Origin of the sequence: Streptomyces sp. NPDC020807 (assembly GCF_040641575.1) — a bacterium.
GTDB lineage: Bacteria > Actinomycetota > Actinomycetes > Streptomycetales > Streptomycetaceae > Streptomyces.
In genome coordinates this window covers 423,229-436,479 of the sequence record NZ_JBFADU010000004.1, presented here as the reverse complement: position 1 = coordinate 436,479, position 13,251 = coordinate 423,229, and the positions used below count along the sequence as shown (strand labels likewise).

Annotated in this window: 6 protein-coding genes; 1 reads left to right on the top strand and 5 read right to left on the bottom strand. The window is 73.4% G+C overall.

What is annotated here, in order from left to right:
• Positions 1–18: 18 nt before the first annotated feature.
• Complete coding sequence (locus AB0G79_RS09755) at positions 19–1,491, bottom strand: MFS transporter (RefSeq protein ID WP_360802912.1); 1,473 nt, start codon at positions 1,489–1,491, stop codon at positions 19–21.
• Between the two features lie 179 nt (positions 1,492–1,670).
• Between AB0G79_RS09755 and AB0G79_RS09750 the strand changes: the two genes are divergently transcribed.
• A complete protein-coding gene (locus AB0G79_RS09750; RefSeq protein WP_360802909.1) occupies positions 1,671–2,090 on the top strand; it encodes a helix-turn-helix domain-containing protein in 420 nt (139 codons plus the stop codon).
• Between the two features lie 47 nt (positions 2,091–2,137).
• Here the strand turns inward: AB0G79_RS09750 and AB0G79_RS09745 are convergent, their stop codons facing one another.
• The 4 genes from AB0G79_RS09745 to AB0G79_RS09730 are packed head-to-tail and all read right to left on the bottom strand — an operon-like array spanning position 2,138 to position 13,212.
• Complete coding sequence (locus AB0G79_RS09745) at positions 2,138–3,802, bottom strand: bifunctional 3-(3-hydroxy-phenyl)propionate/3-hydroxycinnamic acid hydroxylase (protein ID WP_360802906.1); 1,665 nt, start codon at positions 3,800–3,802, stop codon at positions 2,138–2,140.
• 29 nt (positions 3,803–3,831) lie between these two features.
• Positions 3,832–4,629: an arylamine N-acetyltransferase gene (locus tag AB0G79_RS09740; RefSeq protein WP_360802903.1), complete on the bottom strand. Its 798-nt coding sequence runs from the start codon at positions 4,627–4,629 to the stop codon at positions 3,832–3,834.
• A gap of 36 nt (positions 4,630–4,665) precedes the next feature.
• Positions 4,666–7,812, bottom strand: coding sequence for a beta-ketoacyl synthase N-terminal-like domain-containing protein (locus AB0G79_RS09735; protein ID WP_360802900.1), 3,147 nt, complete (start codon positions 7,810–7,812; stop codon positions 4,666–4,668).
• Between the two features lie 45 nt (positions 7,813–7,857).
• Positions 7,858–13,212 carry a type I polyketide synthase gene (locus tag AB0G79_RS09730; protein ID WP_360802897.1) on the bottom strand — a complete coding sequence of 1,785 codons (5,355 nt, stop codon included), beginning with the start codon at positions 13,210–13,212 and terminating at the stop codon, positions 7,858–7,860.
• Between the last annotated feature and the right edge of the window lie 39 nt (positions 13,213–13,251).

Below are 13,251 nucleotides of genomic sequence, written 5' to 3'. Positions count from 1 at the left end.
GTGTCGGGTCCGTCGGTGTCAGTGGACGACGACGGGCTCTGCGGGGGCGGCCTGCTCGGCGGGCTTGTCCGCGGCCTGGGCGGCGGCCGGCTTGTCCCGCAGGACGAAGAAGGTCACGAGCCAGGCGGCGAGGACGAAGCCGGCGGAGAGCATGAACCCGAGGCTGTAGCCGTCGCGGAGGGCCTCGATCTGCGGGGTGCCCTCGGCGACCAGGTTGTTGCTGTACGTGGTGGCGACCGTGGCGAGGACGGCGAGGCCGACAGCGGCACCGGCCTGCTGGGCGGTGGTGTTGAGGCCGGAGGCGAGACCGGCGTCCTCCGGGGCGGCGGCGGACATGGCCCGCATGATGACGGCCGGGACGGTGAGGCCCATGCCGAAGCCCTGGATGATCAGCGTCGGCAGGACGTCGGTGGCGTAGCTGCCGTCGACGGGCGCCCGGCTGAGCAGGAGCAGACCGATGGAGAGGAAGAAGAGACCGGAGAGGAGGACCTTGCGGGTGCCGAACTTGGCGGTCAGCTTCGAGGTGAAGAAGAGCGACATGGTGCCGATGACGATGGGCGCCGGGAGGAAGCCGAGGCCGGTCTCCATCGAGTCGAAGCCCAGGATGCGCTGGAGGTACAGGGCGTTGAGGAACTGGAAGCCGAAGCCGGCCGCGAAGAGGAGGACGACCGTCAGGTTGGCGCCGGAGATCTCGCGGTTGCGGAAGATGCGCAGGGCGAGCAGCGGACGCGCGGCCTTGGCCTGGCGGACGAGGAAGGCGACGATGAGGACGACCGCGAGCGCGCCGTAGACGGAGAGCTCACCGGCGGTGAAGTTCTCGTCGGAGATCTGCGAGATGGTGAAGACGCCCAGCGAGAGGCCGGCGGTGACCAGGACCGCGCCGATCGCGTCGGCACCGGCCTTGAGGCCGAGGCCGGGACGGCCCTGGAGCAGCTTCAGACCGGAGACCAGGGCGAGCGCGCCGATCGGCAGGTTGATGAGGAACACCCAGTGCCAGCCCAGCGTCTCGGTGATGACGCCACCGGCGATGAGGCCGAGGGAGGCGCCGCCCGCGGAGACGAAGCCGTAGATGCCCATGGCCTTGACCTGCTCGGCGGGCTCCGAGTAGAGCCCGATGATCATGCCGAGGACCACGGCGGAGGCGAGGGCCGCGCCGACGCCCTGGAGGAAGCGGCCGGCGATCAGCATCTCCGAGTTGGTGGCGATGCCGCACAGCAGCGAGGCGAGGGTGAAGGTCACCAGGCCGGAGAGGAAGACCTTCTTGGTGCCGATCAGGTCGCCCAGGCGGCCGGAGAGGAGCAGCAGGCCGGCGAAGGCGATGAGGTACGAGTTCACGACCCAGGACAGACCGCCCTGGGTGAAGCCCAGTTCGCTCTGGATGGTGGGCAGGGCGACCGTCACGATCGTCCCGTCCAGGACGATCATCAACTGCATGGCGCACAGAATGGCGAGCGCCAGCCCGCGCGAGCTGGTTTTCGTCTCTGAAGTCACGGATCTCTTCTTTCTGGGGTGTCCCGGAGCCCGGGGGTGTCCCGGAGTCCGGGGGGTTCGGGGGATTCGCTGCACGTGGGCTGACAAGTGCGGCTCACTCAGGGCGGCTGCCTAAGTGCACGTCTTGTTACAGAGAACATGGTCTGGGACCATGAACCGAAGTGGAAGGAGGCACTTTTATGTCTCAGGGGAACACCGATGTGACCGCCGAGGTCAGCGCGTTGAAGGAGTGCGAAACTCCTGCCGCGCAGGCCGCCTGTTCGGTGCTGGAAGTGCTCGGCAGGGTCAGCGGGAAGTGGAGCATCGGCATCCTGCTCGTCACCACCCAGGGTCCGGCCCGCTTCACCGAGCTGGAGCGCCAGGTCAAGGGCATCAGCCGCCGCATGCTGACGCTGACCCTGCGCAACCTGGAGCGCGACGGGCTGCTGACCCGCACCGTCTACCCGACCGTGCCGCCGAAGGTCGAGTACACGGCGACGCCGATGGCGCGCGAGCTGTACGACTCGCTCGTCGGCCTCAGCGGCTGGGCCGAGCGGCACGTCGAGGCGATCGACCGGGCCCGCCAGGACTACGACCTGACGGCCGCGGCGGCGAGCTGACGACGGGGCGCCCCGCACGGGGGTGAGGGGCGCCCGCGTCACCGGACTCACGCCACCGTGGCCGGTGCCGTCAGCCGCTCACGGAGCCCGTCGACGAGCTGCTCGGCGGAGGCCCTGTCGAAGGCCGCGCCGTACACGTAGGTGTCGGGCCGGACCAGGACCGTCCGGGCCCTGGCGCCGCCCAGACCCGCCGCGCCGCCGATCCCGTCCACGTACGCCGTGAAGGCGCCGTCGACGTCACGGACCTGCACGACGCCGTCGGCCGAGGCCCCGAGGACGGCGTCCGCGTCGCGGAGCCACACCAGGCGGGCGCCGAGGCGGTCGAGGAACTCCCGCCTTTCGGCGTCCAGTTGCTCCGCCGGGTTGTCACGGGAGACGAACACGAACCCGCGGCCCACGACCTCGTCGAACAGGCCCGTCGTGCCGTCCGCCGCCGCCACCCGCGGCTGCGGCACCTGGTCGCCCGAGCCCGGCCGCCGCCGGCCCTTCGCGTCCCGGGCCAGCAGACCCTTCGTCAGCGGCTGGAACGGCGACTGCTGGGGCCGCGCCAGGTTCCGCTCACGGGCCGCGATCATCACCTCGTCCCGGTCCGCCGCCGCCTTCGCGTCCGTCTGGCAGATCACCTTGCCGAGGTTCATCGACATCGTGATCGCGTGCTGGACGTGCGCCCGCCGCTCCTCCGGATACGAGTCGAGCAGCGACTCGTCCGCGAGCCCGGACAGCACCAGGTCCAGCTTCCACACCAGGTTCGCCACGTCCCGGAAGCCCGAGCTCATGCCCTGCCCCGCGAACGGCGGCATCAGGTGCGCCGCGTCGCCGGCGATCAGCAGCCGTCCCGAGCGCCACTCCTTCACCGTGGACGCCTGGAAGGTGTACACCGCGTGCCGCTCCATGATCCCGTCCTCGCGCGAGATCCCGCAGAGCTCCAGGAGGCGCCACGCCGTGTCCGCCGTGTCCATCTCCTCCTTGGTCTCGCCCGGCAGGAGCATGAACTCCCACCGCCGGTGCCCGGGGCCCGCCGACACCTGGGTGCGCGGCCGGGCCGGGTCGCAGATCTGGAGGTTGTTCGGCGTGAACTCCCTCCGGTCGTGCAGGATCAGGTCGCAGATCAGCCACTCGTGGTGGAAGTCCAGGTCGACCGCGGGCGAACCGATCCTGCGCCGGACGAAGCTGTTGGCGCCGTCGCAGCCCACGATCCACCGGCCGCGCAGCGTCCGCCGGACGCCCTCCCGGTCCTCGACCGCGAGCTCCACGCCCTCGCCCGTCTCCACCAGGTCCACGGCCTCGTAGCCGCGCACCACGGTCAGCTGCGGCAGCTCCGCGCCCCTCGCGATCAGCGCCGTCTCCAGGCCCGGCTGGTACATCGACGTCGACTCCGGCCAGCCGTTGCGGCCGTGCACCTCCGCCGCCCCGATGTACAGCAGGTCCCGGCCCTCGCCGTTGCGCCACATGTAGTCGCCGGACGGCTCGCCGACCGACGCCAGGTGGTCGGCGACGCCCGCCGTCGCGAGGACGCGGGCCGCCTCCCCGTCGAACGCCACCGCGCGCGGCATCGTGTACGGCTTGGCGTGCCGCTCCACCACGATCACCCGGCGGCCCCGCTGGGCCATCAGGTTCGCGAGGACCTGCCCCACCGGCCCGTATCCGACGACCAGCAGATCGGCCTCGTCCTCGGGCCACCACGCGTCGCTCGAAGCAGCGGACGCAGACATCGTGCACTCCTCTCGTTCGGTAGGGCGGGTCAGTCCTGGAGCAGGATGTTCTTGATCACGGCGTCCAGGTCGGGCTGCTTCACCAGGACCCGGACCTTCTCCCGGCCGTCCTCGACCGTCAGCAGGCGCCGGCCGGTCAGCGTGAGCTGGCCGTTCTCCAGCGCGCGGCCGCGGATGTACGTGACGTTCGCCGCCAGCATCTGGGCGTACGCGTCCAGGACCGGGTTGTCGGCCTCCAGCCACTCCGAGAAGTGCCGCGGCTGGAGCCGGAAGCGGTGGATCGTGCCCCACTCGCCGTCCCGCGCCCGGCGCTCCAGGTAGTGGAAGCCCTCCCCGTCCGGGTCCGCGGCCGAGGTCTCCGTGATCCGGAACTCGCTGCCGTACTGCTCCTGCGGCTCCGGCGAGACCCGCACGGGCTCGATCAGCGACGGGCCGGAGAAACCGACGTCCGCCACGTACCACTCGCCGTCGATCCGGACCCCGTTGAAGAGGTGCTCCAGCTCGGGACCGAAGCTGCCGTCCGCGCCGCGCACGCCCGCCGACAGGACGACCACCTCGAAGCCGAGGCGGCCGAGCAACGCCCGGAACAGGCCGTTGAGTTCGTAGCAGACGCCGCCGCGCCCGCCGGTGACGACCTCCTTGTAGACCAGGTCGACGTCGATGTCGACGCCGTCCCAGATCCGCGTGCCGCGCTCGGCGTTGAGGAAGTTGTCGAAGGGGACCACCCGCATGTGGGCGTGGTGTAGGACCCGCAGGGTCTCCAGGGTCGGCTCCGGGTGCGGACCGGTGTGGCCGAGCTTCCCGAGGTAGTCGTCGATGTCGAACATGAGGGTCTCCGTGTCTGGTGGAAGAAGAAGGGTGTGTCAGGCCTGGGCGGCGGCCGGCTCGGCGACCTTGCCGACGAGGAACTCGGCGACCATCGACGGCGTGGGGTGGTCGAACAGCAGCATCACGGGCAGCTCGACGGCGAGCTCCTCGGCGAGGCGGTTGCGCAGCTCCACGGCGGTCAGCGAGTTGAAGCCGACGTCGAAGAAGGCCTCGTCGTCGTCGACGTCGTCCGGCGTCGCGTGGCCGAGCACGGCGGCCGTCTCGGTCCGCACCAGGTCGAGCAGCGCCTCCAGGCGCTCCTCGCCGGCCAGGCCGGCGATCCGCTCGGCGAACGATTCCTCGGACGACGTCATGGCGTTCTCCTTCTCGGGGTCGATGAGGTCTGCGGCCGACAGCTCACCGGCGCCGGCGCCGGAGGGCTGGACCTGCGCGAGCCAGTACTGGCGGCGCTGGAAGGGGTAGGTGGGGAGTTCGACGTGGGCGGCCTTCGCACCGCCGAGCGCCGGGGCCCAGTCGAGGACCGCGCCGCGGACGTGCAGCTCGGCGGCGGAGGTCAGGAAGCGCTGGAGGTCGCCGTCGTTCCGGCGGAGCGTCCCGCCGACCACGGTGGGCGCTCCGGCCCGGCTCTCGGCGATCTCGCGGACCGGCATGTTGAGCACCGGGTGGGCGCTGACCTCGACGAAGACCCGGAAGCCGTCGGCGACGAGCTGCTCGACGGACTCGCCGAAGCGGACCTGGTGGCGGAGGTTGTCGTACCAGTACGCGCGGTCCAGGCGCGTCCCGCCGTCGAGCCAGGCGCCGCGCAGGGTCGAGAACATCGGGATCCGCGGCGCGGTGGGCTCCAAACCGTCGAGCACGAGGGAGAGTTCGTCCTCGATGCGCTCGACGTGGCTGGTGTGGGAGGCGTAGTCGACGGGGATCTTGCGGGCCCGGACGCCCTCCGCCTCGTACGCGGTGTGCAGTTCGTCGAGCGCGTCGGCGTTTCCGGCGACGACGGTGGAGGTCGGGCCGTTGACGGCGGCGATCTCGATGCGGCCCGCGTAGGCGGTGAGACGGTTCTCCACGTCGGCGAGCGGCAGAGGAACGGACATCATGCCGCCGAGGCCCGCGAGGTGGGCGCCGATCGCCTGGCTGCGCAGGGCCACGACACGGGCGGCGTCGTCGAGGGTGAGCGCCCCCGCGACGTGGGCCGCCGCGATCTCGCCCTGGGAGTGGCCGATGACGGCGTCCGGGACCAGGCCGTGGTGCTGCCAGAGCCGCGCGAGCGACACCATGACGGCGAAGGAGGCCGGCTGGACGACGTCCACGCGGTCGAAGGCGGGCGCCTCGGGGGTCTGGCGGACGACGTCGAGCAGGTCCCAGTCGACGTACGCGGACAGGGCCGCCGCGCACTCCGTGATCGCCTCGGCGAACACCGGGGAGGAGTCGAGGAGCCGGGCGCCCATGCCGGCCCACTGGTGGCCCTGGCCGGGGAAGACGAAGGCGGTCCTGCCGTCCACGTCCGCCAGGCCCGAGACGACCAGCGGCGACGCCTCGCCCGCGGCGAGCGCCTTCAGACCGCCGTTCAGCTCCTCGCGGTCCGCGCCCACGACCACCGCGCGCCGGTCGAGCCGGGCCCGCCCGAAGGCGAGCGCGTGGCCGACCGCCACGGGGTCGAGCCGCTCGGCGCCGGTGAGGAGCCGCTCGGCCTGGGCGCGCAGGGCGCCCGCGTTCTTGGCGGAGAGCAGCCACGGGACGGCGGCCGGCTCGGGCGTGGCCGCCGCCGCGGGGGCCTTCTCCGGGGCCTGCTCGATGATGACGTGGGCGTTGGTGCCGCTGACGCCGAAGGAGGAGACGGCCGCGCGGCGCGGGCGGTCGAGCTCGGGCCACGGGCGGGCCTCGGTGAGGAGCTCCACCGCGCCGGCCGACCAGTCGACCTTCGTCGACGGCTCGTCCACGTGCAGGGTCTTCGGCAGCACGCCGTGGCGGATCGCCTCGACCATCTTGATGATGCCCGCGACACCGGCCGCCGACTGCGCGTGCCCGATGTTCGACTTGAGGGAGCCCAGCCACAGCGGCTGCTCCGGGTCGCGGCCCTTGCCGTAGGTGGCGATCAGGGCCTGCGCCTCGATCGGGTCGCCGAGCGTCGTGCCCGTGCCGTGCGCCTCGACCGTGTCGACGTCGGCGGCGGTCAGGCCCGCGTTCTTGAGCGCCGCGCGGATGACGCGCTGCTGGGAGGGGCCGTTGGGGGCGGTGAGGCCGTTGGACGCGCCGTCCTGGTTGACCGCCGAGCCGCGCACGACCGCGAGGACCGGGTGACCGAGCCGCTCGGCGTCGGAGAGCCGCTCCACGAGGAGGACGCCGACGCCCTCGGCCCAGCCGGTGCCGTCGGCGGCCTCCGCGAAGGCCTTGCAGCGGCCGTCCTCCGACAGGCCGCGCTGCGTCGAGAACTCGACGAAGACGCCCGGCGTGCCCATGACGGCGGCGCCGCCCGCGAGGGCCATGTCGATCTCGCCGTTGCGCAGAGCCTGCACCGCGAGGTGGAGCGCCACCAGCGAGGAGGAGCAGGCCGTGTCCACGGTGATCGCGGGGCCTTCGAGCCCCAGCGTGTACGAGACGCGGCCGGAGGCCACGCTGCCGGAGTTGCCGGTGCCGAGGAAGCCCTCCAGGCCCTTCGGGGAGAACTCCAGGCCCGGCGCGTAGTCGTGGTACATCACGCCCGAGTACACGCCGACCCGGCTGCCGCCCAGCGCGCTCGGGTCGATCCCGGCCCGCTCGAAAGCCTCCCAGGAGGTCTCCAGGAGCAGCCGCTGCTGCGGGTCCATCGCGAGCGCCTCGCGCGGCGAGATCCCGAAGAAGCCGGCGTCGAACTCGCCCGCCTCGTGCAGGAACCCGCCCTCGCTGACGTACGAGGTGCCCGACCGCTCCGGGTCCGGGTCGAAGAGCCGCTCCAGGTCCCAGCCGCGGGTCTCGGGGAAGCCGGAGACGGCGTCCCCGCCCGCGTCGACCAGACGCCACAGCTCCTCGGGCGTCGACACCCCGCCGGGGAGCCGGCAGGCCATGCCGACCAGGGCGATCGGCTCGCGGGCCGCGTCCGCGATCCGCTGGTTCTCCAGCTTGAGCCGCTCGTTCTCCATGAGCGAGGCGCGCAGCGCCTCCACGAGCTGGGCGCTCTTGTCGCTCTTGTCGCTGGGCGTTCCCATCGTTTCCTCCACTGTCAACAGTCCGTAGGTATCGGTCGGTCGGCGTCAGTTGCCGATGGCGCCCAGGGCGCGGGCCACGAGATCGTCGGCGTCCATCGAGGCGATCCGGTCGAGTTCCTCGGCGGTGGCCGCCTCGGCCTCGGCGGTCGACTGCGCGGGGATCCCGTCGGCCTGGAGGTCGTCGGCCGTCGCGTCGGTGTCGGGGACCAGCTCGGAGAGCAGGTGCCGGGTCAGCGCGGCCGGGGTCGGGTAGTCGAAGACCAGCGTCGCCGGGAGGCGGATGCCGGTCGCCGTCGCGAGCCGGTTGCGCAGCTCGACGGCGGTGAGGGAGTCGAAGCCGACGTCCTTGAAGGGCTGTTCGGCCCGGATGGGCGTGTCGCCGAGGACGGTCGACGCGTGGCTCCGTACGAGGTCGAGCAGGCGGCGCTGCCGGTCGGCCCCGGGGAGCGCGGCCAGCTGGTCGGCGAGGGACTCCTCGCCGGCCTCCGCGCTGTGCGCGGCCTTGCGGGGGACCCGGACGAGACCCTGGAGGACGACCTGGAGGCTGCCGTCCGCCGCCGCCTGCCGCAGGGCGGGGAAGTTCATCTTGCTGGTGACGAGCGCCGGGTGCGGGGAGCGCAGGCCCGCGTCGAGGAGCGCCATGCCCTCCTCGGCGGTCAGCGCCGACGCGCCCTGGCGGCTCATGCGGCTCTGGTCGCCGCTGTCGAGGTGGCCGGTCATGCCGCTCGCGTCGCCCCACAGGCCCCAGGCCAGGGAGACGGCCGGGGTGCCTTCGGCGCGGAGCCGGTGGGCGTAGGCGTCGAGGGCGGCGTTGGCGGCGGCGTAGTTGGCCTGGCCGGGGTTGCCGAGGGTGCCCGCGGCGGACGAGAAGAGGACGAAGGCGGCGAGGCCGAGGTCCTTCGTGGCCGCGTGGAGCACCTCGGCGGCGTCCGTCTTCGGGGTGAGGACGGTGTCGAGGTGGCGGGCGGTCTGGGCGGTGACGGTGGCGTCGTCCAGGACACCGGCCGTGTGGACGACGGCGGTGAGCGGGTGCGCCGGGTCGACCGTGGCGAGCAGGGCCGCGACCTGGCCCGCGTCGCCGGCGTCGGTGGCCGTGACGGTGACCGTCGCGCCGAGGGCCGTCAGCTCCTCGCGGAGTTCGGCGGCGCCCGGGGAGGCCGGCCCGCGGCGGCTGACCAGGAGGAGGTTGCGGATGCCGTGCTCGGTGACCAGGTGGCGGGCGGTGAGGGCGCCGAGGGTGCCCGTACCGCCGGTGACCAGGACCGTGCCGTCCGGGTCGAGCGGGCTGCCCGCCCCCGGGACGCTCGTGCGGGCCAGGCGCGGGACGGTGATCCTCCCGCCGGTCAGGGCGAGCTGGGGCTCCCCGGTGGCCAGGGCGGCCCTCAGGAGCGGGGCGGACCGCTCGTCGGTGTCGACCAGGACCAGGCGGTCCGGGTGCTCGTTCTGCGCGGTGCGGACCAGGCCCCACACGGCGGCCTGCGCCGGGTCGTCGAGCGCGCCCCGGGTCAGGACGACGAGACGGGTCTCGTCGGGGGTGGCCAGGTGGGCCTGGACGGCGGTGAGGGCGCGGCCGGCCAGCGTCCGGACGTCCTCGGCGCCGCCCGTCAGGTCGAGGACCGGCCAGTCGGGGCCCTGCGCGGCGGGAGCGGCGATCTCCTGCCACTCCAGGCGGAACAGGGAGTCCCGCAGCGGGTCCTGCCCCTCGCCGAGCCGGCTCGCGTCCACCGCGCGGAAGGTGAGGCCGCCGACGGTCGCGACGGGGGCGCCGGTGGCGTCCGCCGCCTCGATGACGACCGTCTCGCCGCCCTGCGGGGCGAGGCGGATCCGCAGCCGGTTCGCGCCGGTGGCGTGCAGGGCCACGCCGTTCCAGGAGAACGGCAGCAGCGTCGTGCCCTCGTCGGCCTGCGGGCCGGTGCCGAAGGCCGCCGTGTGCAGGGCCGCGTCGAGCAGCGCCGGGTGCAGTCCGAAGGCGGCGGCGTCGTCCGCGGCCCCGTCCGGGAGCGCGACCTCGGCGAACAGCTCCTCGCCGCGGCGCCAGACCGCCCGCAGGCCCTGGAACGCGGGCCCGTACTCGTACCCGGCCGCGAACCGCAGGTCGTAGAAGTCGTCGACGGACAGGCCCTCGGCGCCCTTCGGCGGCCAGACGCCGAAGTCGTACGCCTCCGCCCGCGGGGCCGCCGAGGCGGAGGTGAAGCCGGTGGCGTGGCGGACCCACGACCCGGCCTCGGCGTCCTCGGCGCGCGAGTGGACGGTCACCGGGCGGCGGCCGAAGGTGTCGAGCGCGCCGACGGCCACCTGGACGCGGACCGCGCCCGAGGCCGGGAGCGTCAGCGGGGCCTCGACGACCAGCTCGTCGAGGACGCCCGTGCCCGCCTGGTCGCCGGCGCGGACGGCCAGCTCCACCAGCGCCGTGCCGGGCAGCAGGACCGTCCCGGCGACGGCGTGGTCGGCGAGCCACGGGTGGCTCTTCAGGGACAGCCGGCCGGTGGCCAGGACCCCGCCCGTGTCCGGGAGTTCGACCAGGGCGCCGAGCAGCGGGTGCTCGGCCGCGTCGAGCCCGGCGGAGCCGACGTCGCCGGCCTTGTCGGACTTCTCCAGCCAGTAGCGGCTGCGCTGGAAGGCGTACGTGGGCAGCTCGACCAGGCGCGGACGGGCGTCGGCGAGTGCCGGCGTCCAGTCGACCTTCACGCCCCGGACGTGCAGGCCCGCGAGCGAGGTGAGGAAGCGGGTCGGCGTGTCCTCGCCCCGGCGCAGGGTGCCGGTGGTGACGAAGGGGGAGTCGGCGCGGGTGTCCAGGACGTCCTGGACCGCCATCGAGACCACCGGGTGGGCGCTGACCTCGACGAAGACCCGGAAGTCCTCGGCGACGAGCTTCTCGACGGACTCGCCGAAGCGGACCTGGTGGCGCAGGTTGCTGTACCAGTACCGGGCGCCCATGGCCGTGGTGTCGAGCCAGTCCGCGTGCAGGGTCGAGAAGAGCGGGACCTCGGCCGCGCGGGGCGCCACCTCGGCGAGGACGCGGGCGAGTTCCTCCTCGATGCGCTCGACGTGGCTGGTGTGGGAGGCGTAGTCGACGGGGATCTTGCGGGCCCGGACGCCCTCCGCCTCGTACGCGGTGTGCAGTTCGTCGAGCGCGTCGGCGTCACCGGCGACGACCGTGGAGGTCGGGCCGTTGACGGCGGCGATCTCGATGCGGCCCGCGTAGGCGGTCAGGCGCGCCTCGACGTCGGCGAGCGGCAGCGGCACCGACATCATGCCGCCGAGGCCCGCGAGGTGGGCGCCGATCGCCTGGCTGCGCAGGGTCACGATCCGGGCGGCGTCGTCGAGGGTGAGCGCCCCCGCGACGTGGGCCGCGGCGATCTCGCCCTGGGAGTGGCCGATGACGGCGTCGGGGGTGACGCCGTGGTGCTGCCAGAGCCGCGCCAGGGACACCATGATCGCGAAGGAGGCGGGCTGGACGACGTCCACGCGGTCGAAGGCGGGCGCGTCGGGGGCCTGGCCGATCACGTCGAGCAGGTTCCAGTCGACGTACGGCTCGAAGGCCTTGGCGCACTCCTCGATCGCCTCGGCGAAGACGGGGGAGGCGCCGATCAGGCGGGCGCCCATGCCGGCCCACTGGTGGCCCTGGCCGGGGAAGACGAACGCCGTCCTGCCGTCCACGTCGGCCGTGCCCGAGACCAGCTCGGCCGCCGGGGCGCCCGTCGCCAGGGCGCCGAGACCGGTGGCGAACGCCTCCCGCTCCTCGCCGATCACCACGGCCCGCTCGGAGAAGAGCGCCCGCGAGGTCAGCAGGGTGTGCGCGACGTCCGCGGCGGCCAGGTCCCCCGCGGCGGCGGCCAGGCGGCCGCCCTGCTCGCGCAGGGCCTGGGGGGACTTGGCGGAGAGCAGCCACGGGACGACACCGGGGGCGGCGGGCGCCGGGGGCTCCTCGGCCGAGGCCGCCGGGGCCTGCTCGATGATGACGTGCGCGTTGGTGCCGCTCACGCCGAACGCCGAGACGGCGGCGCGGCGCGGACGGTCCACCTCGGGCCACGGGCGGGCCTCGGTGAGGAGCTCGACGGCCCCCGCCTCCCAGTCGACCTTCGTCGACGGCTTGTCGACGTGCAGGGTCTTCGGGAGGACGCCGTGCCGTATCGCCTGGACCATCTTGATGATGCCCGCGACACCGGCCGCCGACTGCGCGTGCCCGATGTTCGACTTCAACGAGCCGAGCCACAGAGGCTGTTCGGCCTTGCGGCCCTTGCCGTAGGTGGCGAGGAGCGCCTGCGCCTCGATCGGGTCGCCGAGCGTCGTGCCCGTGCCGTGCGCCTCGACCGCGTCGACGTCGTCGCCGGTGAGCCCGGCGTTCTCGAGCGCGGCGCGGATGACGCGCTGCTGCGAGGGGCCGTTGGGCGCGGTGAGGCCGTTGGAGGCGCCGTCCTGGTTGACCGCCGTGCCGCGGACGACCGCGAGCACGGTGTGGCCGAGGCGCTCGGCGTCGGAGAGCCGCTCGACGAGGATGACGCCGACGCCCTCGGCCCAGCCGGTGCCGTCGGCGGCGTCGGCGAAGGCCTTGCAGCGGCCGTCGGTGGACAGACCGCGCTGGCGGGAGAACTCCACGAAGGTGCCGGGCGTCGCCATGATGGCGGCGCCGCCGGCGAGCGCCATGTCGATCTCGCCGTCCCGCAGCGCCCGCACCGCGAGGTGCAGGGCGACCAGCGAGGACGAGCAGGCCGTGTCCAGGGTGAGGGACGGGCCTTCGAGACCGAGGGTGTACGAGACGCGGCCGGAGGCGACGGCGGGGGCCGTGCCGGTGCTCAGGTACCCCTCGACCTCGGCCGGGGCGTTCTCCATGTCCGTGGCGTAGTCGTGGTACATGACGCCGGAGTAGACGCCGACGCGGCTTCCCTTCAGCCCCGCCGGGTTGATGCCGGCCCGCTCGAAGGACTCCCAGGAGGCTTCGAGGAGCAGGCGCTGCTGCGGGTTCATCGACAGCGCCTCGCGCTGGTTGATGCCGAAGAACCCGGCGTCGAACTCGGTGGCGCCGTCGAGGAACCCGCCCTCGCTGACGTACGAGGTGCCCCGGCGCTCCGGGTCCGGGTCGAAGAGCCGCTCCAGGTCCCAGCCGCGGTCCTCGGGGAAGCCGGCGACGGCGTCGCTGCCGGCCTCGACGAGCCGCCACAGCTCGTCGGGGGTGGATATCCCGCCGGGGAGGCGGCAGGCCATCCCGACGATGGCGATGGGCTCGGACTTGGCCGCCTCGGCGTCACGGAGACGCTTGTTGGCCGTCTTCAGGTCGACGAGGGCCCGCTTGAGGTAGTCGCGGAGCTTCTGGTTGTCGGTGCTGTTCGTCGTGGTGTTCGTCGTGCTGCTGGTCGTGGTGTTCGTCGCGGTGTCGGTCGTGGGGGACTCGTTGGACATGACCGGGTCTGTCCCTTCCAGGTGTCGGTGGGTGGACGG

Bases quoted from the DNA above. Each gene is read 5' to 3' on its own strand.
- AB0G79_RS09750 (WP_360802909.1), top strand. From the start codon at position 1,671: ATGTCTCAGGGGAACACCGATGTGACCGCCGAGGTCAGCGCGTTGAAG.
- AB0G79_RS09745 (WP_360802906.1), bottom strand. From the start codon at position 3,802: ATGTCTGCGTCCGCTGCTTCGAGCGACGCGTGGTGGCCCGAGGACGAG.
- AB0G79_RS09740 (WP_360802903.1), bottom strand. From the start codon at position 4,629: ATGTTCGACATCGACGACTACCTCGGGAAGCTCGGCCACACCGGTCCG.
- AB0G79_RS09735 (WP_360802900.1), bottom strand. From the start codon at position 7,812: ATGGGAACGCCCAGCGACAAGAGCGACAAGAGCGCCCAGCTCGTGGAG.
- AB0G79_RS09730 (WP_360802897.1), bottom strand. From the start codon at position 13,212: ATGTCCAACGAGTCCCCCACGACCGACACCGCGACGAACACCACGACC.